A 22,217-nucleotide genomic window follows, 5' to 3' on the forward strand; every position below is an offset into this window, starting at 1 on the left:
CTTAAATTAGTGTGTGCCCTCATAGGCTTCTTCGCCCTCGCCCAACGTATCGCGGTCGAGATATTTATCTTCGCTTTCCGGCCCTTCACGGAACTCTAACAAAGCGCGGTAAAATGTTGATATCGCTTGCAGAATTACCATGACACAGAATGCGCAAAGCAGGATTTTGAACAAGAAATACCCATTGAACCCATTCGGAGAAAACCCGATGGTTTCCACATTCCATTTCAACAGCCGTGATTTGCGCAACAGCAGGTCAAGCCGATCAGACGCAGACGGGTTCGGCGTTACCAAATGGCGCCAGAGGAAAAACCAGCCATATAACCACGTCACAATGGCGAACGGGATCATGAAGAACATCGCGCCCAGCATGTCTATTACCCGCTTGGTGCGGAACCTTGCCCCGGCATAAAACAAGTCAACGCGGACATGCCCGCCCTGGACAAATGTATATGCCACACAAAGAGTGACCACCAACGCATTGAAAAGTTTCAATTCTTCGGCGAACCAGCTGATATCGAACTGGAGAGGGATGCCGAAACCGACCGATATGTCGGGGCGGGTAAAGATACGTTGCATGAAGACGATGATGATCTGCTGCAAGACCATCAGCAAACCGGCCCAGGCAAAGAACCGGCCAGTCGCATTGGCAAACCCTTCCAGTCCCCGAACGCACCCCCACATGAACCGCCGGCTCCAGATGCCGAAGGCTGTAACGATCAGCAATCCGATTAGGAGCACGAAAAACAGTTCGACTGACGCCCCGTAATAGATGAACCGCATCAAGGATTCTTTGTTCGACCAATCCAGCCACATTCCCGGGTTCAGGAGAGCGGCAAAGAAGTTGTAAAACGCCTCGAGAACGTTGCCGAAAAAGAAGTTCACAAGATTTCCATCTTGAAACTGATCCAAACAGCTTATCTTTGCGCCTTCCGCCGCGCGGAAAAATCCTGCGCAAACTGCATCTTCTGCCATTAATCCCCCCTCTCACATGCCCTGCTGTTCACGCGGGCTTAATGCGAAAAATCATTCAAAGCCCCCGGCGCGCCAAGGGACGAAGTCGCAAACAGGGGCCACCCGAAAGCGGCCCCTGTTCAAGGTCTGTTCTAAACTTATGCTTTGCCCAAAACGCGCTGGCGCTGTTCGACGTAATAGGCATCCGATTTCGACAGCCATTCAGCCGAGGACGCCAACGATGCTTCGAAGCTGTTGCGGATGTCGGCAAACAGCGTGTCATCCATGTTTTCGTCCATGACCTCTTTCGAAGCGGCACCGAACGCATCCCAAACATCATCGGGGAACTGCATGGTTTTCACACCCTGCTGCTGCAGACGGGCCAAGGCGGCACCGTTGTTGGCCAGTGTTTCGGCCAGACCGGTGTGCGTGGTGGCCATTGACGCGTATTCGATGATCTTTTGCTGCGCCGGTGTCAGGTCGTTGAACACGTCGAGGTTGACCGAAGCGGTCAGGCCCGAACCTGGCTCGTGGAAACCAGCGGTGTAGTAGATCTTCGCGACTTCCTGGAAACCCGCGCGTTCATCCGCGAACGGACCAACCCACTCCAGCCCGTCGAGCGCACCCGAGGACAGCGCCTGGTACAGTTCGCCACCTGGGATGTTCTGAACGGACGCGCCCAGTTTACCCAGAACCTTGCCGCCCAGACCGGGCATGCGGAATTTCAAGCCGTTGAAGTCAGCGGCAGAGTTGATTTCCTTGCGGAACCAGCCGCCCGATTGCGAACCGGAGTTGCCAGCCAGGAACATCTTCATGTTGAAGATTTCACCGATCTGGTTGTGCAGGTCATGACCACCGCCGTGCAGGTACCAGTTTGTCAGCTCTTGCGCTGTGCCACCGAATGGAACGGCGGTGAAATAGGCCAGCCCGGGGTGCTGACCGATGAAATAGTAATCAGCCGCGTGATACATATCAGCCTGACCCGAAGAAACCGCGTCAAACACTTCGAAGGCGCCAACCAGTTCACCGGGGGCCTTTTTTTCAATGGTCAGGCTACCGTCGGACATCTCGTTGACCATGTTGTTCAGGTAGGTCGCTGCGTCATCAAGCACCGCAAAACCGCGGGGCCAAGCGGTAACCATGGTCAACGTGCGCTTACCTTGCGCGTAGAGCGGTGCGGCGAGTGTGGTCGCGGCAGCGGCTGTACCGCCTAGTGCGGATGTCTTCAGAAATGAACGACGGTCCATATGGATACTCCTCCCGAGTATAGAGTGCCCGTACGTCAACCGCGCACGGGTCGTTTCAAGTGTGGGGGACATTATCGTATACTGATGACATGGAAATACCCATAACTGCGTAGTGGTCGCGATTAGGCTGATAAAAAAGCACGGTTAAACGCCAAATAGTACAACCATTTAGGGAAATTTGTTACCACAAGTAGAAAGACCGGCGTCCCTGTCCTTTGACTTGTCGTCAAATCAGACTAAGAGAATCGGATGCAGAACTTGCGCGCACGATTTGCCCTTACCTATGCCCAAAAGCTGACGTTGCTGGCGGCGGTACCCTTGGTATTGGCTGTTGCTGCCATCGCCTTTGTAGTCGCGTTACAGGCCAAGGCGCTTGCCCTTCGGGAGATCACAACGCTTGAAACGGAATTGTTGAATGCCAAGAAGGTCGAGCTGCGTAACTACGTTACTCAGGCGCGTAACGGTTTCTATTTTGTTTACGGTTCCGCTTCACCTGATGACACGGCCGCCAAGGCAAGGGTCGCACAAATACTCGCTGCCATGATTTATGGGGAGGAAGGCCAGTTTTTCGTCTATGATTATGACGGGACGGCTTTGGTCAGCCCCAGAGAGACAGACAGGATCAATGGAAACTTTGCCGGTGAGAAGGACAGCCGCGGTACCGCCGTGGTGGATGAGTTGATCGAGATCGCGCGCCAAGGTGGCGGATATCATACATATCTGTGGCCCAAGCCATCCACTGGGGAAGAGGCGCAGATGATTACCTATGTAACGTCGTTTCCCAGCTGGCAATGGGCAGTGGGCACAGGGGTGTTCATAGACGATGTGCTTGCCAGTGTGGCAACCGCGCGGTCGGATGTGCTGGCGCGGGTTCAGCGGACGTTCCTGTATATTGGTGTCATCACTGTCGCTGCTTTGTTGCTGGTGTTCGGCACCGGGATGTTCGTCAACCTTCGGGAACGCCGCCTTGCCGATGCGAAGCTCAAAGAGCTTACCCAGAGAGTTTTTGATGCTCAGGAAGAAGAACGCGGTCGCGTCGCCCGGGAATTGCATGATGGGATCAGCCAGATACTTGTCGGCGTCCGCTACGCGCTTGAAAACACCCGGCGCAGATTGGAACGCGGGGACCCCCGCGCAGCCGAACCGTTGGCCAAAGGCATCGATAGTCTGGGGCAAGCGGTGTCAGAGGTTCGCAGGATCAGCCGCGATCTGCGCCCGGGCATTCTGGATGATCTTGGGTTGGGTCCGGCTTTGAAAACGCTTGTTGAACAACACTCCAGCCGGACCGGCGTCAAATGCAGTTTCAACACGGTGGTGTTTCGCAACAGATTGGACGACGACGCCAAAATCGCGCTGTACCGTATTGCCCAGGAAGCGTTGACCAATATCGAACGCCATGCCTGCGCCACCGAAGTCAAGGTAGACCTGCGCGGGCACCGCCAAGGTGCGACGCTGGTGATTTCCGATAACGGATTGGGAATCGCGAAAAACAACACATCGGGTGGCTTGGGCTTGCGCAATATGCAAGAACGGGTAGAGCAGCTCGGCGGGACGTTGCAGCTTCAGGCTTCGGCCCGCACCGGCACACAAATTACCGCAACGGTACCGCTTAGCCATATGCTGCCACCCGAATCCAAACGCCCTGCCCTGACCTGACCTGAGGACCAACGATAAAATGTCTGATGCCATCGAAACCAAAACGATTAATGTCATGATCGTGGACGACCACCCAATGGTCGCGGAGGGTATCCAGTCAATTTTGGAAAGCTATGACGATATTCACGTTGTGGGCTGCCTGAGCAACGGGCGCGCGGCCATAGACTCGTTCGAGAGCCTGAAAGCTGACGTGATATTGATGGATCTCAACATGCCTGAGCTTGGCGGGCTATCCGCAACCGAAATCATGCTGGAACGGTGCCCCGGTACCCGTATCGTCATCCTGTCGATGCACGATAACCCCGAATACATCTCCATGGCGCTGAGCCACGGCGCGATGGGGTATATTCTCAAGGACGTGCCCACCGACGAGATCAAGCTTGCAATCGACACAGTGATGAGAGGCGAAAAATACCTCTGCACCGGGGCAAAAGGTTCGCTGGATCCTAAGCCCGGCACCCGCGAAACCCTGACAGAACGCGAACAGACGATCCTTTTGCAACTGGCACAGGGAAAATCCAACAAGGCCGTTGCACGAGATTTGGACATTTCGGTCCGTACGGTCGAAACCCACCGAAAGAACATCAAACACAAGCTTGGAATCTCGTCCACGGCCGGCTTGACGCGCTATGCGTTGGAACATGGCGTGTTGCAGGGAACCGGGGTGCGACTCTAGCCGCTGATACCGCAAACGCGCGGTAATTTCGAGAATGCTCCAAAACCCGGACGGCTTGCGCAATAAATGGAAAGAAAATACCGCGGCCACGATACTTTTTTATAAAATTGGGCATTGACGCCCCTTTGCCCCCCTCATAATGTCCCCAGACGTAAGAAGGAGCCTTGGGCTATGACTGGACTAGTCGTCATTCTAGGATATACGCGCATGGGCCGGTAACGGCAGACCATATCAGTCACCATGCGCCCCCGTCAAAACCGGGGGCTTTTTTTTGCGCTACGATAAAATTTGACTTTGACCTAAACCACCGCCTGACGGAGCACCAAGATGACACGTAAAATGACCGGAGCGAAGATGATCGTTCAAGCCCTGATTGATCAGGGTGTCGATACCGTATTTGGCTATCCCGGCGGCGCGGTGCTACCGATCTATGACGAGGTGTTTCAGCAAAACAGTATCAAACACGTGTTGGTTCGTCACGAACAGGGCGCGGTGCATGCCGCCGAAGGCTATGCGCGCTCGACCGGAAAACCGGGCGTTGTTCTTGTAACCTCGGGCCCGGGTGCCACCAATGCGGTGACCGGCCTGACGGATGCCTTGCTCGACTCCATTCCGCTGGTTGTTCTGACGGGCCAGGTGCCGACCTTCATGATCGGCTCTGACGCGTTTCAAGAGGCCGATACCGTGGGCATCACCCGCCCCTGCACCAAGCACAACTGGCTTGTCAAAGATACCGACAAGCTGGGCGGCGTCCTGCACGAAGCGTTTCACGTGGCCACCAGCGGTCGCCCCGGCCCGGTTCTGGTAGACATCCCCAAAGACGTGCAGTTCGCGACCGGCACCTATACCCCTAAGAAACCATCGACGTCGCATTATCAGCCGCCGGTAAAAGGCGACATGGAAGAGATCACCGAATTGGTTTCGGCGATCGAAAATGCCAAACGCCCGGTTTTTTACACCGGCGGCGGCGTCATCAACTCCGGCCCTGCGGCTTCGCAGCTTTTGCGTGAACTGGTCGATGGAACGGGCTTTCCGATCACCTCTACCCTGATGGGGCTTGGCGCTTATCCGGCGTCGGGTGACAAATGGCTGGGAATGCTGGGGATGCACGGGCTTTACGAGGCGAACATGGCGATGCACGACTGCGATCTGATGATCAACATCGGCGCACGTTTCGACGACCGGATCACCGGCGTTGTCGACATGTTCAGCCCGAAATCGAAGAAAGCGCATATCGACATCGACCCGTCGTCGATCAACAAGATCATCCGCGTCGATATCCCCATCGTTGGCGACGTAGGCCATGTGCTTGAAGACCTGCTGAAGGTCTGGAAATCGCGCGGCCGCAAGACGAATTCGGAAGCCGTTGGAAAATGGTGGAAGCAAATCGAACAATGGCGTGCGGTAGATTGTCTGAAGTTCGAGCAAAGCGGCAAGATCATCAAACCGCAATACGCGCTCTCTCGGCTTGAGGCGCTGACCAAGAAATACGACCGTTACATTACAACCGAAGTCGGCCAGCACCAGATGTGGGCGGCGCAATACCTCGGGTTTGAAGATCCGAACCGCTGGATGACCTCTGGTGGGCTGGGGACCATGGGCTATGGCTTCCCTGCGTCCATCGGCGTGCAAATGGCGCATCCTGACGCGTTGGTCATCAACGTTGCCGGCGAAGCATCCTGGCTGATGAACATGCAGGAGATGGGCACCGCGATGCAGTACGGCCTGCCGGTGAAACAGTTCATTCTGAACAACGAACGCCTCGGCATGGTCCGCCAGTGGCAAGAGCTGCTGCACGGCGAACGCTATTCCCAAAGCTGGTCTGAATCCCTGCCCGATTTCGTCAAGCTTGCCGAAGCCTTCGGGGCCAAGGGTATCATCTGTTCGGACCCCGACGATCTGGACGACGCGATCATGGAGATGCTGGAGTATGACGGGCCGGTGATCTTTGACTGTCTGGTGGAAAAACACGAAAACTGCTTCCCGATGATCCCGTCGGGCAAAGCGCATAACGACATGATGCTGGCCGGTGTCGATACACAGGGTGTGATCGACGCCAAGGGATCGGTCTTGGTCTAAGCCGCGAACGGCACAAGGAAACACATCGGCGCGGGGTCGCGCGCCGAGATTGAACAAATCTAAAAAGGACAGTGTCATGTCAGCCCTAAAGATCAAAAAAGGCTCCAACAGCCATTCCGCCTATAACCTACGTCCCAATTTCTCGGATGTGATCGAACGTCACACGCTGGCCGTACTGGTCGAAAACGAACCCGGTGTGCTGGCGCGCGTCATCGGTCTTTTTTCGGGCCGTGGATACAACATCGACAGCCTTACCGTGGCAGAGGTCGACCACACCGGTCACCTCAGCCGCATCACCATCGTTACCTCGGGCACGCCGCAGGTGATCGAGCAGATCAAGGCGCAGCTGGGGCGGATTGTGCCGGTGCACGAGGTCCATGACCTTACCGTCGAAGGTCCTTCGGTTGAACGTGAACTGGCGATGTTCAAGGTAAATGGTACAGGCGACAAGCGGGTCGAAGCATTGCGTCTTGCCGACATTTTTCGCGCCAACGTCGTTGACAGCACTTTGGAAACGTTCGTTTTTGAAATCACCGGTGCGCCGGATAAAATTGACGCTTTTGCCGATTTGATGCGCCCCTTGGGGTTAACCGATGTCGCGCGTACGGGGGTCGCGGCGCTGTCACGCGGGAATTAGGCCGCTTAGGCGTGCTTTATCTGGGCAGAGAGCGTCGGTACCGGAGGCTGGGCCGAGAAGTGAAGAACCTGGCCGCGTCTTTCAACAGCGCGTGACAGAGTGCCGTGATGGCGCAGCTTCTCGGTCAATTCCAGATTGGCTTTTTCACGGATCAACTTAGGATTGCGTGCTTTGCGCACTTTGGCATCAAGATACACGTCGAACTGAACAAGGTCCCCCGCGCCAAACATGGGTTCGGCATTTTCATCCACAGCCTCTTGGTTGTGAAAAAAGACAAGATCGCCGTGATCTTCACACCAGAAAACCGCTTTCTTTTCTTTGACGCTACTCCAAATAACCACTCCGTACATTTGTGCGGCTCCTCAAAAAAAATTCCGAATTTGTAAATATAATTGCGGCATTTCAACAGTTTGTCGATGTTGTTACAATTTGATTTTGTGTCACCTGGGTTGCAATTTGACGCTAGTTAGCGTCACCTCCGGCAGATGCTTGATCAATGAGCTTGCAAAGTAGGTCGAATCCGAGAAGGTTTGAATTATGCTATCTGCAATTGAAAGCGTCACATGAATACCCCCGCCGAGATCAGAAACATATTCGGTGCGAATTTATTGGTGCTGTCCAAGGATTATGAATCTGTCACTGCCTTGGCGCTTGAACTTGGCATTAACCGCACACAATTTAATCGCTATCTTTCAGGCGAGAGTTTTCCAAGGCCTGATGTCTTGGCGCGTATATGCGATTTCTTCAAGGTGGATGCGCGTATCTTGCTTGAACCGTTGGTCACCGAAGAAGCCGAAAGTTCGTACAGCTCGCTCGCGCCATTTGTGAACGATTATTTCGTTTCCGGCAGACGTCGCCTGCCCGAGGACGTGTTCCCCAGCGGGTTTTACAAATTCTCACGTCGAAGCTTTATTGAACCAGATCTTTTTATCATCGGCCTGGTTTTTGTGTTTCGAGAAGATCAAAACACCTTTTTGAAAGGCTACGAAACCAGTACGGCCGTGCGGATGCAAAGCTTGCCGACGACACGCGAAGTTCGCGAATTTCGAGGTATCATCTTGCAACAAGAGGAAGGGATCGCGATCATCGCCTCGCGCAAACGTGCGATGACGTCGTCGTTCAACTACCTTCACCGCGTGGCGTCATTCGACAACAACTTTTGGGTTGGATACATTACCCGGACTGTACCGGAAAGCCCGGTTGATCTGCGCGTAACCCGGCTGGTTTATGAATACATACCGCAAAACACGTCGTCAGTGTTGCAAGCTGCCAGAGCCAAAGGTTTTTACACGATAGACCAGCTTGCACCGTTCCACCGACGCCTGCTCCGCCCTGATGTTCAGTTCGCGTGACATCTACCCGAACTCTGACCTGTCTGCCACGCCCAACCGCCCGGTCAGGCGTGACTGCTCGCGCCGCCTAGCTCAGCTCAGGGTGGCGCTTACCGGGCCAATTCGTCGCGTCATGCCATTCCTGGGCGAGTTGCAATAAAAGCGTGTCACTGCCCTGACGGCCGATAAGCTGGATACCTCCGGGCAAACCGTTTTTGTTGAAACCAGCCGGAATGTTGACGACCGGTAGCCCGATTAGCCCTGCCGGAACAACCACTTGCATCCAGCGGTGATAGGTATCCATCTGCCGACCGGAAATTTCGGTAGGGTATTCCTGATCAACCGCAAATGGCCAAAGCTGTGCCGAGGGCAGAACCAGCACATCAACAGTATCGAAAAGAGCGGCCGCACGGCGAAACCATTGCGACCGCACGACGCTGGCGTTATGGACTTGCATCGCCGAAAACGCTAACCCGCGTTCGATCTCCCACTGGGCGGATTTTTTCAGATGTTTGCGCTGGTCGGGATTGTTAAAGACTGATTCCAGACCAGAGGCTACGGAAAAGGACCGCAAGGTTATCCAGCTTTCCCACATCGTTTCGGCGTCGAACGGGGCTTCTGTATCCTCGACCTTGTGGCCCAGTCCTTCAAAACCCGACAAGGCGTCAGAACACAAATCCAGTATTCCGTCAGCGACCGGGAACGCTCCGTCCCAATCCCCCAACCAACCCAGTTTCAGCCGGTGAGGCATGGAGTTCAACGCAGGCAAACTTGCTGATGGGGTCCGTCCCAACGGCTGGCAGGGGTCCGCTCCGGTCATGGTGTCGAGCAATGCCGCCAAATCGCGCGGGTTTCGGGCCATCGGCCCCGACGTCGCGAGCTGATGCAGATACATATCCCCCTCGGGTTCGGCAGGCACGGTGCCCCAGCTGGGGCGCATGCCGTAGACGTTGTTCCAACCAGCCGGGTTACGAAGGCTGCCCATCATATCCGACCCGTCTGCGATGCTCAGCATACCCGATGCCAACGCCGCAGCCGCCCCCCCAGAAGAGCCGCCCGCTGACCGGCTCAGGTCATATGGGTTGCGTGTTGCGCCATGCACCGGGTTGAATGTGTGACTGCCCAAACCGAATTCCGGCGTGTTGGTTTTTCCGATGACAATCGCGCCCGCGGCTTTGATCCGCGCAACGAACAGGCTGTCGTTTTCCGCAATGCTGCCGGCGAAAAGCGGCGAACCTTTCGACGTCGGCAAGCCTTTGGCGTCGGAAAGATCCTTGATCGCTATCGGGATACCGTGCAGCCACCCGCGACGTCGTCCCGCATCCGCCGCCCTCGCCTGATCCAGCAGAACATCGCGCGCTACCATGGATACGATCGCGTTCACACGTCCGTTGACCGCCTCGATCCGATCTAGTGTAGCCTCCATAAGCTCCACCGCGCTCAGGCTGCGGTTTGCCAGCGCTTCCGATTGCGCCAACGCACCCATGTCCAGTAAATTCATCAATGCACCCTCCATTTGCGCCCATCAGACGCAAGGACGGGTAAGTATACAAGACCCTGGTGGTGCAAAAGCGCAGTTACCGGAAAGCCGTCACCCTTCCTGGGCCTCAGCGCGGCTTTTCCCGGATACCGCCAACGCCAGCGCAGCCCCCATCAAGCCATCCAAATCACCGTCCAGAACACCTTTGGTGTCCGAGGTTTCGTAATTCGTCCGCAAGTCCTTCACCATTTGATAGGGCTGCAAGACATATGATCTGATCTGGTTACCCCACCCGGCATCGCCCTTATTTTCATGGGCTTCGTTGATGGCCGCATTCCGGCGGTCAAGTTCCATCTGATACAATCGGGATTTCAGTGCCTTCATTGCGATGTCACGGTTTTGGTGCTGCGATTTTTCAGAGCTCGTGACCACGATACCGGTGGGATGGTGGGTGATGCGAACGGCAGAATCCGTGGTGTTGACGTGCTGCCCCCCCGCCCCTGATGACCTATAGGTATCGACGCGGATATCGCTTGGGTTCACCTCGATATCGATGTTGTCATCTACGACCGGATAAACCCAAATCGAGGTAAACGAAGTGTGGCGCTTTGCAGCGGAATCAAAAGGGCTGATTCTGACAAGACGGTGAACGCCGGACTCCGATTTCAACCATCCATACGCGTTGAGCCCGCTGATCTTGTAGGTCGCCGATTTTATGCCGGCTTCTTCACCCGGGCTTTCGGACTGTAGTTCAACCTTATAGCCCTTCTTTTCAGCCCATCGAACGTACATGCGCGACAGCATATTTGCCCAGTCACAACTTTCGGTACCGCCAGCACCTGCGTTGATTTCAAGGAAGGTATCATTGCCGTCCGCTTCGCCGTCCAGCAGCGCCTCAAGCTCTTTCTGGGCCGCCGTTTTGGCCAGTTTTTTCAATGCCTCTTCGGCTTCACTGACCACTTCGGCGTCATCTTCGATCTCGCCCAATTCGATAAGTTCAATATTGTCCGCGAGCTCTTGCTTGATGGTTTCGTAGGTGGTGATGGAATCCACCAGTGCCTGACGGTCGCGCATCAGCTTTTGCGCCGCATCGGGGTCATCCCAAAGCGTCGGCGATTCAACACGCGCATTGAATTCTTCCAAGCGATAAGGTGCGGTTTCGACGTTCAAACGCTGTGCCAGCAGTTCTAGAGATTTAGTGATCTGATCTGCTGTATTCTGTGCCTCTGCGCGCATTCTTTTCTGCCTTTAAATAGAGTGCGGCCCCGTCATACCGGGGCCGCGTATCAAATAGACCAGCGCCGCCACCTGGGCAAGCGCTAGCCAAAAATAGAAAACCGTCAGTAAAGCCCGCCGGAGCTGATCGTGCCAAAGCTGGCCTTCGGCCCCACTCGGGCTTTTTTACCGGTCGAGGTAATGACTTCGCGTGCACCCGAGCCATTTAGCTCATCCATCAGCGGCAGGTCAGCACCCATCGCAAAACCACCATCGAAAGTGATCCCGAACAGTGGCTCTTCGCCATCACGGAAATATTCGGCAACAACGTTCGGGCCTGCGGCACTGTCGGAAAGGCGCGAACCATTGAAACGGTCGATATTGATAAATCGTCCGCCGGGGGGCACTTCAAACGGCCCGCCACCGAATTTCTTGATGGCCTCGGTCATGAAGCGCTGAAACACCGGCCCGCACATGCCCGCCCCATAGGCGCGCTTGCCCAAAGACCGCGGATTGTCAAAACCGATATAGCACCCGGCAACGATGTTGCTGGAGAAACCGATGAACCAAACGTCTTTGGCATCATTGGTCGTTCCGGTCTTGCCTGCGATCGGCACAGGCAGGTTCACTGCCCCGCGGGCGGTTCCCCGATCAACAACGCCTTTCATCATGGAGGTCAACTGGTAGGCGGTGATCGGGTCCATGACGCGTTCGCGGTTCGAGATGATACGCGGCCCGACGCCTGGCGCGAGTGTGGGCAGTTGGCAATCGTTACATATGCGCTGATCGTGCTTGTACACTGTCCGCCCATAGCGGTCCTGTACACGGTCCACCAAGGTAGGTTGCACGCGTTCACCGCCGTTGGCAAACATCGCGTAAGCCGACACCATCTGGTACAGGGTGGTTTCCTGAGACCCCAGAGCATTGGCCAAGACGGGCGCAAGATTGTCATAGACCCCGAAACGCTCGGCATAATCGCCGATAACGTCCATACCGACTTCCTGGGCAAGACGCACTGTCATCAGGTTACGCGATTGTTCGATCCCGGTGCGCAGCGGCGTCGGCCCGTAAAACTTGTTAGAGGAGTTACGTGGGCGCCACATCCCCTGCGGCGTATCGATTTCAATCGGCGCGTCCACAACGATTGTGGCCGGCGTGTACCCGCTATCGAGAGCAGCGGCATACACAAAAGGCTTGAAGCTGGAACCAGGCTGCCGCTTGGCCTGGGTGGCACGGTTGAACACGGATGCCTGGTAGGAAAACCCACCCTGCATCGAGATTACGCGCCCGGTGTTTACGTCCATCGCGACAAAGCCGCCCTGCACTTCGGGAATCTGGCGCAGCGTCCAGCGTATAAACGACCCATCACTGTCACTAGTCATGCGTCGCACAAGGACGACATCGCCGACCTCGAGCAAATCGCCCGCCACCTGAGCGCGACCGCCCAGTTTGCCGTTGTCCAGCCGCTTTCGGGCCCACGTCACATCCTCTGCGGGGATAAAGTTTCCCTCAGCCGTTTCGTCGACGCCTTCGATACCGATCCGGGCACCACCGTCCTGCAAGCCCAGCACCACGGCAGGAAGCCACGGGCTGTCCAGCTCCACGTCGCGCGGGACACGCAGGCCGGAGAGCGCTTCGCGCCAGCTTGCTTCGCTGGTCAACTTTTCTGCGGCGATGGTCTTTCCTGTGCCGCGCCAAATACCGATGCTGCGGTCGTATTCTTCCAACTGCTGTTGCAACGATTGCGCCGCGATCGGCTGCATCTCGTTGTCGATGGTGGCGCGCACAGTAAGACCACCCGTGAAAAATTCGCCCTCGCCAAAGTTTTCGGACAATTGACGACGGATTTCATCGGTAAAATAGTCACGCGGCGGCAGTTCGGCCTTGAAGCTTTCAAAGTCACCGTTCTGCACGGACCGCAAAGGCTGCGCGACTTCGGTTTCATAGACAGCCTGGCTGATGTACCCGTTTTCCTTCATCTCGCGCAGGACAAAGTTACGCCGTTGCAACAGGCGTTCCTTGCGGCGCACGGGGTGATAGTCTGACGGGGCCTTGGGTAAAGACGCCAGAAAAGCGGCCTCGTGCGGGGCCAGTTCGGAAAGGGTCTTGTTGAAATAAGTCTGAGATGCCGCTGCTACCCCATACGAGTTCTGCCCCAGAAAAATTTCATTCAGATAAAGTTCGAGAATTTTTTCTTTCGGCAAACTTTCCTCGAGCCGTGCAGCGAGGATGATTTCCTTGATCTTGCGTTCGGCCCGGCGGTCGCCGGAAAGCAGAAAGTTTTTCATCACCTGCTGCGTGATCGTGGACGCACCCCGGACGTCCTTGCCGCCGGTGCGCACGGCATCGATGGCTGCGGCACCGATGCCGCGCAGATCATAACCTTCGTGTGTATAGAAATTCTTGTCTTCCGCCGAGATAAACGCCTGCTTGATAAGCGGGGGAATGGTGTTGGCCGGCGCGAAAAGCCTGCGTTCCTTGGCGAATTCGTCGATCAAGCGCCCCTGACCGGAGTAAATCCGGCTGATCGTCGGGGGTGTGTATTGCGCCAGGGATTCATGACTGGGCAAATCGCGGCCATACATCCAGAACACCGCACCGATGGTCAGGGCCACCATGCCGATGCTCATGGTAAGGGTTGTAAAGATACCTCCGAAGAAGGACAGAATTATACGAAACACGAGAGGCAGTTCCTTGCAAGGAGGGTTTGACCACGATCTATACGCGGCCCATGTGGAATCGTCAAAACACGATACAGAATTATGACGGCGATATACCGCGCAGAACCGTCGTGGCTATCCCGTTAACGCTATTGTCGGATCAATGGTTTCAATGCCGCATCAGTATCGCGCCATTTGGCAATGGAATCGGCAATCGCCGACACCATGACGGCCCGCCATATCGGGTCGCGCAGATTGCTGAGATCACGTTCGGAGCTCAGGAAACCGATTTCGATCAGGACCGACGGGATATCGGCTGACTTGAGAACCGAAAAACCGGCATTGCGAATGGGGTGACGATTCATCGGGCCGCCTGCAGCCTTCATGCCAGCAGTCAGCGCTTTGGCGGCGGCGACGGAGCGGGGTTCGGTCTCTTGACGCGCGAGATCAAGCAAAATTCCTGCCACCTGGTCGTCAGATCCGGTAAGGTCCGCCCCTGCAATTATGTCAGATCGATTGTGCCGGGCAGCAAGATGTTCCGTGGCCGTATCGCTGGCCTCGTCTGACAGCGTATAAACCGTGGCACCTTTCGCCCCGCCCTGTTGCAAGACATCTGCGTGGAGCGAGATAAACAGGTTTCCCTCGGCTTGATGGGCAAATGCGACCCGGTTTTCCAAGGCCACGAAGATATCGCTATCGCGCGTCATGACCACATCAATGCCGTCGCGCACCAAAATATCGCGCAGAGACAGCGCAAAGCTCAACATCAGGTCCTTTTCCGTGACCCCGTCGCGCTCTGCGCCCGGATCGATACCACCATGCCCCGGGTCCAATACGACGCGAAAACGTTTACGGGGGTCGGTCGAATTGGGCTTGGGTGGTGCTGCAAGCGCCATGGTCCAGCTTGGATCGACCGGGGCACCCGATGCTTCGGCAAATGTTTCTTCGTCCGCGCTCTCCAACGTGATTTCCAGCGTTGCCCGGCCCGATTCCTTGTCGATCGGCATCCCGATCTCACGTGGGATCATCGGTTCAGCCAGATCCGCAACCAACCGAGACCAGCCGGGTTGAAACGGACCGAAACGCAGGTCTGAAATGCGCCCCGGCTGCGTCAGCACATCGGATGCTTTGACACCCGTCCAGTCCGCTTCGCGAAAATCGATGACCAAACGCGGCGGGTCCTTCAGCAAGAATACCCGAAACGGTACGCCCTGACTCAACCCAAGGCGGAGGGTCGTTTTGCCAAACCACCCGTCCGAGATCGCGCTGGTCGCGGGGTCGACACGCGCAAGCGCCGTCAATTCCTGCGCTGACTGCGCGGACGCTTGAACCGCAAACGTACAAAACGCCGCAATAAGGGAAAGATACCGCATGCCTATCACCGTTCTGACCGAGGTGTTCGCGCCGGTCTATACCACCAACACCACCTTCGGGCCAGTGTTTCAGCGCGACGCCATATACGCCTTTAACCGGTCAATGCCCTGCGCAATGTCACCGGTGCTGCGCGCATAGCTGAAACGAAGCGTCTTATGACCCCTGTCGGGGTCGAAATCCAGCCCCGGCGTAACGGCGACTCCGACGTTCTCGAGGATATCATGCGCGAGCTTGCGGCTGTCATCGGTAATGTCCGATACATCCGCATAGACATAGAACGCGCCATCTGGTGGCGCGAAGCTGGTAAACCCGGCCTCTCGCAATCCGTCGATCATCAATTCCCGATTGGCCCGGTACACTTCCATGTTGGCCTTAAGCTCCTCCTCGCAATCCATGGCGGTAAGGGCGGCCACCTGACTGGCGTGAGGGGCGCAGATGAACATGTTCTGGGCGATTCTCTCTACCACGCGCACGTGGTCTTCGGGAACGACCATCCACCCCACACGCCATCCGGTCATCGAGAAATACTTGGAAAAAGAATTGATAACGTAAACGTCATCACTGACCTCAAGGGCGGTCACGGCTTTTTTCTCATACTCGATACCGTGATATATCTCGTCAGAGATGAATGACGCACCTTGCGCTTGCGTGGCATCTATCAGAGCGGTCATAGCGGAATGATCCAGCATGGTCCCGGTCGGGTTGCCGGGCGACGCCACCAGCAGCCCGCCAAGGTCCATATCTGCAAAGTCGGTCGGGACCGGTTGCAGGCGGTTGTCCAAAGACGTGGGCAGATCGACAGGGGTCAGTCCTAGCGCCTTGAGGATCTGGCGATAGCTGGGATACCCCGGTGCGCCGATGCCGACCCTGTCGCCCGTGTCGAAAAGCGCTGTAAACGCTAGAATAAATCCTGCCGACGACCCCGACGTTATGACCACCCTGTTGGGATCCAGATCGACATCGTACCACGTGCCGTACATCTGGGCGATCCGGGCCCGCAGCGCCGGCAACCCGAGCGCCACAGTGTACCCGAGCGCCCCGTCGTTCATCGCATCCGACAAAGCACGCACAGCGCCGCGGGGGGCACCGGTACCCGGCTGGCCGACTTCCATATGGATGATGTGGCGGCCCTGTGCCTCTGCGGCTGCGGCAGCTTGCATCACATCCATCACGATAAAGGGATCGACCTGAGATCGGGTTGAAATGCGCATCGGCTTAATCCTACTGTTTATCCAAGCCCTTTCAACGCACCCAAACGGTGCCGTCAACCCTTGTATGAGGGCTTGAAATCGCGCACGACATTCCAGACGGTATGTCCACCAGATCCATAACCAACAGTGAGTAGCCAAATATGAAAAAGCTGATTGCCCTAGCCCTTTTGACCTTTACCCTGACCGGGCCGTCGCTTGCGATGGATCTGAAAGAATTGACCGATGCCGAACGCGCCCAGTTCCGCGCCGAAGTCCGTTCTTACCTGATGGAGAACCCCGAGGTCATCATGGAGGCCGTAGGCCAGCTGCAAAAGCGCGAAGCCGAAGCACAGGCGCAGGCTGACTTCACCCTGGTTTCCGCAAATGCCGACGCGATCTTCAACGACGGATTTTCATATGTCGGGGGCAACCCCGAAGGCGATTTCACCATTGTCGAATTCATGGATTACCGGTGCAGCTATTGCAAAAAGGCTTTCCCTGAAGTGGAAAAGTTGATCAAGGGCGACGGCAATATTCGCTTCATCGTCAAAGAGATGCCCATATTGGGCGAGCAATCAATGCTGGGCGCGCGCTTTGCAATCGCGACAAAAGTGGTCGCCGGTGACGAGGCCTATAAATCCATGCACGATGCGCTGATGAGCTTTAACGGCGATATCACCCCTACATCTCTCAAGCGCCTTGCCGAAAGCTTTGGCCTGGATCCTGCCGCCATCACCGAAAAGATGAACAGTCCGGAAGTCACCGACGCGATCGAAAAGACCCGTGCCTTGGCAGACGCCATGCAGATTACAGGGACACCCACATTTGTCATGCAAGACGAAATGCTTCGCGGTTATGTCCCCTATGACCAGATGAAGGCGATTGTGAAAGAAAAGCGCGACTGAATGCGTCTATCATTCCTTTTGTGTGCGATGGCGTTTCCTGCCGTCGCACAGACAGACTTTTCAGCGATGACACAGGCCGAACGCACGGCGTTCGGGGCCGAAGTCCGCGCGTTGCTGATGGATGAACCAAAGCTGGCGGCGGATGCGATGGCCGGCCCGAACTATGCGGCCGAAGCCTATCGCGACGAGGCCGATGCCGATCTGGCATTGCTGAACGACCTGTCCGCCGAGGTTCTGGACGGGTCAAGCATCGCGCTGTTCATTGCTCCGGACTGTCTTGCATGTGTGGACGCAGAGCGGGAATTGGACGATATATCAAAACGTTATGACATCAAGTTCAAGATTCACGACATGTCTAACCCGGCGACCTTCGCCTTGGCCGAACGGCTCGGGATAGGCGAAGCCCCGTTCTATGTCATGCCAACCATGATACTGCGCGGCCATATCCCGGATATCGTGCTGGTGCGCTATCTCACGAAATAGCGGCTTACAAGAACCGCTGGTGATAGCGCACCATACGTTCAAAATGTGCATCGAGTGACCGTTTCAGGTGCGGTGCCTCTTTGACATTCAAAATGTAATCGACCAGCAAATCATATTGTTTGATCTGGCGTGGAAGGCGGTTGGAGGGCGTCAGCCGCGATTGCCTCTCTTCTTCCTCGATCACCTGCACGACCTGTTTTTGTGGCCAGGGCACGGCCCCAGGGGCCGCGATCATTGCCTTGCCGTTCATCAAGGGCAGTTTTGCGTCGTAATGCGCGAATATCGAACGCTCCAACGGCTCGACCTCGGCTTTCGTGGCCACCGGCCACGCCCAGACAAAGGCAATCTCCCAGACGTCAATCTGGCGATTGGCGATCACATCGGATCTTGCAGAGGTCAGATGCCGGCGCACCCGTGTGCGGATACCATCAACAGATTGACCCACATAGATCGGGTTTTGATCAAGATCGCACAGGGCGTAGACGCCGATCTGATTGGTCAACGCACTCAGCGCCCCGCCCCGATACGACTGCGCTGCGGTCATGCAACTGCTTCGAGGCTGCGACGTTGCAAGATCGGGGCAAACAGCATTTCGTCAAGATAGCCAACCACTGGCACAGCGACACCATCACCTGCCACCCGGTACGCATTGTTATACGTTTCAGGCATTGAATAACTGTCTGGCAGTCCCATCAACCGCGCCACCTCGCGTGAGGACACAAGCCGCGCTTTGGTTTGCTTGCCCTTGATGAACATCAATATCTGCCGCGACGCGCCCCCCGCAGGTGTCCGTAGACAGCCGGCGAGTCCGTCCGTGCGCAGTTCAGCCCTTTGGCGCACGTTGCCCTGCGCATCGGGTCGGCCGCGTTTATAGATTGTTCCGACCACCGTGCGTCCTGCTTGGCGGGCAGTACGAAGCCGCTCCAGGCTGGGTGCTGACATCAGCGAAATCAACCGCTCTGTATCGGCATCACTGAACCAGGGCATTGAGCTGCGCCGCTCCAGAACCGTATCCAGCGCCTGATCCGCAGCCGGCGCATCCGCAAGCTTCCACCACACCCAGTCAGAACGGACACTGCGCGACGCGCCGCTATAGAACTTTTGCAGCCGCTTGCCATGGAATACATGAGAAGGTTTCGGCACGGTCAAACCCGACAGGTCGATATTATTTCGCACGCATATCACAAACAGACGCGGGCGGCTTTGCGGCAGAAAACGCCGTGCGTCGATCTCAAGCGCCCCTACCTTGTACCCAAGGCCCACAAACGTCGAAAGGATGGTGTTCATGTCGGTGCCGCCGTTGCGCGACACCAACCCCACGACATTTTCGAACGCGATGATACGCGGGGCAAAGCCGTTTTCGATCGCAGTCGTGATCTTGTCGGCCCAATCGGTAAACACACCGCTGCGCACCCCAGACAAACCACGCCCCTTGCCGGCAAGGCTGAAATCCTGGCATGGGCTGGACGCCCAATACAGGTCTATCTGCCGGCGCAACCTGTCATCAGGCAGGGCGGCAATATCACCTTGTACAAGCGCGTCATCGCCCCAGTTTTTTGCGTAGACGTCACACTTCATCGCATCGATGTCATTGGCAAGCACACAGTCCCATCGGTGGCGCAACGCAGCGCGCACCATTCCACCACCGCAGAAAAACTCGGCGTATTTTGGGGTCTGAGGTACGTCAATGGGCATATCTATTGATATGGAATGCACATTTGGCTGTCGATGGATAAATCGCCCGTCGCAACAAAACTCACTCTGCGGCCTGCTCGCTGGCCTCGAGCGCGGCTGCACGGATCTCAACCTGTTCTACAATATGGTCGATCATCCCTTCGTTCCCAAGCTTGTGGCTCTGCGCGCCGGCCAGATACACCATACCCGACCCGTTTCCTCCGCCGGTAAAGCCGACGTCGGTCATCAAAGCCTCTCCGGGGCCATTGACCACGCAGCCGATAATGCTCAAGCTCATCGGGGTCTTGATATGCTCCAGACGTTTTTCCAATGCTTCGACAGTTTTGATCACGTCAAACCCCTGCCGGGCACAACTGGGACAACTGATGATATTCACACCACGATGACGCAAGCCCAGTGACTTCAGGATCTCGTAACCGACCTTCACCTCTTCTACCGGGTCAGCGGAAAGAGACACGCGGATCGTATCCCCGATCCCCATCCACAAGAGATTTCCCATGCCGATCGCAGATTTGATCGTCCCGGAGGTCAACCCACCGGCTTCTGTGATGCCAAGATGGATCGGCGCATCGGTCGCATCTGCCAGCAACTGATAAGCAGCAGCGGCCATGAACACGTCAGACGCTTTACAGCTTATCTTGAATTCGTGGAAATCATTGTCTTGCAGGATCTTGATGTGGTCCAGACCACTTTCGACCATCGCGTCCGGGCACGGTTCACCGTATTTCTCAAGCAAATGCCGCTCAAGCGAACCTGCATTGACGCCTATGCGCATTGAACAGTTGTTGTCCCGCGCGGCTTTGATCACTTCCTTGACGCGTTTCTCGTCACCGATATTCCCGGGGTTGATTCTCAGACATGCCGCCCCCGCTTCCGCGGCTTCGATGCCGCGTCTATAGTGAAAATGGATGTCGGCAACGATCGGCACGGAAACCTCGCGCACGATCTCTTTCAATGCCTTCGAGCTTTCCGCGTCGGGCACCGAAACCCGAACGATGTCGGCACCGGCCTCGGCGGCCGCTGATATCTGTGCGATTGTTGCTTTGACATCCGTGGTCAACGTATTGGTCATCGTTTGCACAGTGATCGGCGCGTCCCCCCCAACGGGAACGTTGCCAACCATGATCTGGCGCGACTTGCGGCGGTCAATGTTACGCCACGGGCGAATATGATTCAACGACATGAAAAAGCACCTTCAACAATGGATCAGCGAGAGCATGAGTCAGCGCTACACCTATTCAGGCAGGTGCCGTCTTGCAATGGCAACCGACCTATTCTGTAGGAGAAGGTGCCGCATTCTGCAACTCAGCGACCATGGTCGCGAGGGCGGAGTTTTCCTTGAGCAAGGCAGGCTCATACAGTTCTGCCAAGGCCTGCCGCTGCAATGGCAGGTTGGATGTTACAGCCCCACGGTCGCCAACGGGGCCAAAATATTGACCGTCCATCGCGAAATAGATGGCACCCGATTCACCGGTGCGCAATGTCGGGGGTTCTTCGGTCGCCGGAACTTCCCAGCTGTCACCCTTGTTCATGATACCTTCAAAGATGATCTTGCCATCGGCCGCGCGCACACGCACCCATGATGGATAGGCCGCAACCATGCGCAACGCCGGCGCGGGGCCTTCGACCACCTGTGGCACGGCGATCGTGCCAGGGTCGCTGTTCACGACCGCACTGACCGCGGCGTCAATTGCCATCTGATCGGTCTGGGGCAGATCATTTTCCGCGACCGTCAGCCCTTGCATGGTCGAGGTAAAGCTGCCGACGCTGCGCGGATCGATCGAGGATATAGGAGCATCCCTGGCCACCAGAACGGGTACATCCAGCGCCGCAGGACGATACAGCCGATCCAGCGCATCGGCGCGGGGTGACGACATGGCACTGGGGGCAACCGCATTTGGCGTTTCCTCCGGCGCAGAGGCAAGAGCCCCGTCCAGAGGATCAAGGTCAGACAGCACCACGGGTGTTTCGTCAACAGGCGACACCTGTACACGCTGAACCTCTTTCAGAACGCTCCACCCGCCGAACCCAATCGCCCCGATCAAGGCGACCAGAACCAGAACCGAGCCGACCGCACCTGGTTCGATCCGGCCCAGGAAGGAATCGCCAACCGGTGTGAAGGGAGTGGACGGGCGTTTGAAGATATCGACCTCCGCAGTGCGGGTCATCCGCTCTTCGCGGGTCGGCTTCTTGACCACCGACGCTTCGGCGGACATGCCATGCGCTACGGAAAAGCCGGATTCTTTGCAAAACGCAGTGAACGCCGCGTCCGGGTCCATGTTGAGGTAACGGGCATACGATCGCACATACCCAGCGATGAAACCGGGAGTGTCAAATGCATCGGGATCGGAGTTTTCGATGGCGGCGATGTAGGAGGCCTTGATCCGCAGCTCGCGCTGGACATCAAGCAGGGACTTACCAAGCGTAGCGCGTTCGCCCCGCATGAGATCCCCAAGGCGCAGGTCAAACGCGTCAAAGCCTTTAGCTTCAACTTGATGGTCATCTGTCGACTTAGAAGCCCACCGTCCTATCATATGTATGTCCCGCTTTTATGCCCGATAGCCATACCCGATACATCATGTTGATTCGAGTTGGTCCTTTTCTTTCGTTATCCATAGCATAAATCAACGAGATA

Annotated in this window: 19 protein-coding genes; 7 read left to right on the forward strand and 12 right to left on the reverse strand. The window is 56.4% G+C overall.

Translation table 11 applies throughout. The features are described from left to right. Window positions 1-6: 6 nt before the first annotated feature. Window positions 7-975 (reverse strand): TRAP transporter small permease subunit, encoded by a 969-nt coding sequence (locus tag AC13DE_RS19970; RefSeq protein WP_483048800.1) that lies wholly within the window; start codon window positions 973-975, stop codon window positions 7-9. A 137-nt stretch (window positions 976-1,112) separates the two neighbouring features. Next, window positions 1,113-2,201, reverse strand: a complete 1,089-nt coding sequence (locus tag AC13DE_RS19975) for a TRAP transporter substrate-binding protein (protein WP_446298295.1) — start codon at window positions 2,199-2,201, stop codon at window positions 1,113-1,115. A 249-nt stretch (window positions 2,202-2,450) separates the two neighbouring features. Between AC13DE_RS19975 and AC13DE_RS19980 the strand changes: the two genes are divergently transcribed. The 4 genes from AC13DE_RS19980 (at window position 2,451) to ilvN (ending at window position 7,249) form a co-directional block, all read left to right on the forward strand. Beyond that, window positions 2,451-3,857 (forward strand): cache domain-containing protein, encoded by a 1,407-nt coding sequence (locus tag AC13DE_RS19980; protein WP_483048801.1) that lies wholly within the window; start codon window positions 2,451-2,453, stop codon window positions 3,855-3,857. 19 nt (window positions 3,858-3,876) lie between these two features. Then, the gene (locus AC13DE_RS19985) at window positions 3,877-4,533 is read left to right on the forward strand and encodes a response regulator transcription factor (RefSeq protein ID WP_446313972.1); all 657 of its coding nucleotides are present in this window, start codon (window positions 3,877-3,879) and stop codon (window positions 4,531-4,533) included. Window positions 4,534-4,860: 327 nt separating this feature from the next. Beyond that, window positions 4,861-6,612, forward strand: a complete 1,752-nt coding sequence (locus AC13DE_RS19990; protein ID WP_483048802.1) for an acetolactate synthase 3 large subunit — start codon at window positions 4,861-4,863, stop codon at window positions 6,610-6,612. Between the two features lie 76 nt (window positions 6,613-6,688). Further along, window positions 6,689-7,249: an acetolactate synthase small subunit gene (ilvN, locus tag AC13DE_RS19995; protein WP_446298291.1), complete on the forward strand. Its 561-nt coding sequence runs from the start codon at window positions 6,689-6,691 to the stop codon at window positions 7,247-7,249. Between the two features lie 5 nt (window positions 7,250-7,254). On the opposite strand, the gene AC13DE_RS20000 is transcribed toward ilvN, so the two are convergent. Then, the gene (locus AC13DE_RS20000) at window positions 7,255-7,599 is read right to left on the reverse strand and encodes a hypothetical protein (protein WP_483048803.1); all 345 of its coding nucleotides are present in this window, start codon (window positions 7,597-7,599) and stop codon (window positions 7,255-7,257) included. 213 nt (window positions 7,600-7,812) lie between these two features. Between AC13DE_RS20000 and AC13DE_RS20005 the strand changes: the two genes are divergently transcribed. Beyond that, window positions 7,813-8,601, forward strand: a complete 789-nt coding sequence (locus tag AC13DE_RS20005) for a helix-turn-helix domain-containing protein (RefSeq protein WP_483048804.1) — start codon at window positions 7,813-7,815, stop codon at window positions 8,599-8,601. A 67-nt stretch (window positions 8,602-8,668) separates the two neighbouring features. On the opposite strand, the gene AC13DE_RS20010 is transcribed toward AC13DE_RS20005, so the two are convergent. The 5 genes from AC13DE_RS20010 to AC13DE_RS20030 form a co-directional block, all read right to left on the reverse strand. Beyond that, window positions 8,669-10,081: an amidase gene (locus AC13DE_RS20010; RefSeq protein WP_483048805.1), complete on the reverse strand. Its 1,413-nt coding sequence runs from the start codon at window positions 10,079-10,081 to the stop codon at window positions 8,669-8,671. Between the two features lie 90 nt (window positions 10,082-10,171). Further along, entirely contained in the window at window positions 10,172-11,296 is a 1,125-nt protein-coding gene (prfB, locus tag AC13DE_RS20015) for a peptide chain release factor 2 (protein ID WP_446306430.1), read from the reverse strand. Window positions 11,297-11,400: 104 nt separating this feature from the next. Further along, the gene (locus AC13DE_RS20020; protein WP_446296709.1) at window positions 11,401-13,956 is read right to left on the reverse strand and encodes a penicillin-binding protein 1A; all 2,556 of its coding nucleotides are present in this window, start codon (window positions 13,954-13,956) and stop codon (window positions 11,401-11,403) included. A gap of 128 nt (window positions 13,957-14,084) precedes the next feature. Further along, the gene (locus AC13DE_RS20025; protein WP_483048806.1) at window positions 14,085-15,308 is read right to left on the reverse strand and encodes an N-acetylmuramoyl-L-alanine amidase; all 1,224 of its coding nucleotides are present in this window, start codon (window positions 15,306-15,308) and stop codon (window positions 14,085-14,087) included. 69 nt (window positions 15,309-15,377) lie between these two features. Next, window positions 15,378-16,520: a pyridoxal phosphate-dependent aminotransferase gene (locus AC13DE_RS20030; RefSeq protein WP_483048807.1), complete on the reverse strand. Its 1,143-nt coding sequence runs from the start codon at window positions 16,518-16,520 to the stop codon at window positions 15,378-15,380. Between the two features lie 140 nt (window positions 16,521-16,660). On the opposite strand from AC13DE_RS20030, the gene AC13DE_RS20035 reads away from it, so the two are divergent. Then, entirely contained in the window at window positions 16,661-17,404 is a 744-nt protein-coding gene (locus AC13DE_RS20035; protein WP_446312725.1) for a DsbA family protein, read from the forward strand. Further along, the gene (locus AC13DE_RS20040; protein WP_483048808.1) at window positions 17,405-17,887 is read left to right on the forward strand and encodes a disulfide bond formation protein DsbA; all 483 of its coding nucleotides are present in this window, start codon (window positions 17,405-17,407) and stop codon (window positions 17,885-17,887) included. Window positions 17,888-17,891: 4 nt separating this feature from the next. Here the strand turns inward: AC13DE_RS20040 and AC13DE_RS20045 are convergent, their stop codons facing one another. The 4 genes from AC13DE_RS20045 to AC13DE_RS20060 all read right to left on the reverse strand — a co-directional run bounded on the left by AC13DE_RS20045 (window position 17,892) and on the right by AC13DE_RS20060 (window position 22,116). Next, window positions 17,892-18,431: a GIY-YIG nuclease family protein gene (locus tag AC13DE_RS20045; protein ID WP_446312727.1), complete on the reverse strand. Its 540-nt coding sequence runs from the start codon at window positions 18,429-18,431 to the stop codon at window positions 17,892-17,894. Then, complete coding sequence (locus AC13DE_RS20050) at window positions 18,428-19,582, reverse strand: DNA cytosine methyltransferase (RefSeq protein WP_483048809.1); 1,155 nt, start codon at window positions 19,580-19,582, stop codon at window positions 18,428-18,430. The genes AC13DE_RS20045 and AC13DE_RS20050 overlap by 4 nt, the downstream gene beginning before the upstream one ends. 61 nt (window positions 19,583-19,643) lie before the next feature. Then, window positions 19,644-20,765, reverse strand: coding sequence for a flavodoxin-dependent (E)-4-hydroxy-3-methylbut-2-enyl-diphosphate synthase (gene ispG, locus AC13DE_RS20055; protein ID WP_446296716.1), 1,122 nt, complete (start codon window positions 20,763-20,765; stop codon window positions 19,644-19,646). Between the two features lie 88 nt (window positions 20,766-20,853). Continuing rightward, the gene (locus AC13DE_RS20060) at window positions 20,854-22,116 is read right to left on the reverse strand and encodes a helix-turn-helix domain-containing protein (protein ID WP_446296717.1); all 1,263 of its coding nucleotides are present in this window, start codon (window positions 22,114-22,116) and stop codon (window positions 20,854-20,856) included. Between the last annotated feature and the right edge of the window lie 101 nt (window positions 22,117-22,217).

The organism is Sulfitobacter sp. L-8 (assembly GCF_056859255.1).

Coding starts and splice junctions, on each gene's coding strand:
- ispG (WP_446296716.1), bottom strand. CDS start 20,765: ATGTCGTTGAATCATATTCGCCCGTGGCGTAACATTGACCGCCGCAAG.
- AC13DE_RS20045 (WP_446312727.1), bottom strand. CDS start 18,431: ATGACCGCAGCGCAGTCGTATCGGGGCGGGGCGCTGAGTGCGTTGACC.
- AC13DE_RS20025 (WP_483048806.1), bottom strand. CDS start 15,308: ATGCGGTATCTTTCCCTTATTGCGGCGTTTTGTACGTTTGCGGTTCAA.
- ilvN (WP_446298291.1), top strand. CDS start 6,689: ATGTCAGCCCTAAAGATCAAAAAAGGCTCCAACAGCCATTCCGCCTAT.
- AC13DE_RS20060 (WP_446296717.1), bottom strand. CDS start 22,116: ATGATAGGACGGTGGGCTTCTAAGTCGACAGATGACCATCAAGTTGAA.
- AC13DE_RS19990 (WP_483048802.1), top strand. CDS start 4,861: ATGACACGTAAAATGACCGGAGCGAAGATGATCGTTCAAGCCCTGATT.
- prfB (WP_446306430.1), bottom strand. CDS start 11,296: ATGCGCGCAGAGGCACAGAATACAGCAGATCAGATCACTAAATCTCTA.
- AC13DE_RS19980 (WP_483048801.1), top strand. CDS start 2,451: ATGCAGAACTTGCGCGCACGATTTGCCCTTACCTATGCCCAAAAGCTG.
- AC13DE_RS19975 (WP_446298295.1), bottom strand. CDS start 2,201: ATGGACCGTCGTTCATTTCTGAAGACATCCGCACTAGGCGGTACAGCC.
- AC13DE_RS20040 (WP_483048808.1), top strand. CDS start 17,405: ATGCGTCTATCATTCCTTTTGTGTGCGATGGCGTTTCCTGCCGTCGCA.
- AC13DE_RS19970 (WP_483048800.1), bottom strand. CDS start 975: ATGGCAGAAGATGCAGTTTGCGCAGGATTTTTCCGCGCGGCGGAAGGC.
- AC13DE_RS19985 (WP_446313972.1), top strand. CDS start 3,877: ATGTCTGATGCCATCGAAACCAAAACGATTAATGTCATGATCGTGGAC.
- AC13DE_RS20030 (WP_483048807.1), bottom strand. CDS start 16,520: ATGCGCATTTCAACCCGATCTCAGGTCGATCCCTTTATCGTGATGGAT.
- AC13DE_RS20010 (WP_483048805.1), bottom strand. CDS start 10,081: ATGAATTTACTGGACATGGGTGCGTTGGCGCAATCGGAAGCGCTGGCA.
- AC13DE_RS20050 (WP_483048809.1), bottom strand. CDS start 19,582: ATGCCCATTGACGTACCTCAGACCCCAAAATACGCCGAGTTTTTCTGC.
- AC13DE_RS20035 (WP_446312725.1), top strand. CDS start 16,661: ATGAAAAAGCTGATTGCCCTAGCCCTTTTGACCTTTACCCTGACCGGG.
- AC13DE_RS20000 (WP_483048803.1), bottom strand. CDS start 7,599: ATGTACGGAGTGGTTATTTGGAGTAGCGTCAAAGAAAAGAAAGCGGTT.
- AC13DE_RS20005 (WP_483048804.1), top strand. CDS start 7,813: ATGAATACCCCCGCCGAGATCAGAAACATATTCGGTGCGAATTTATTG.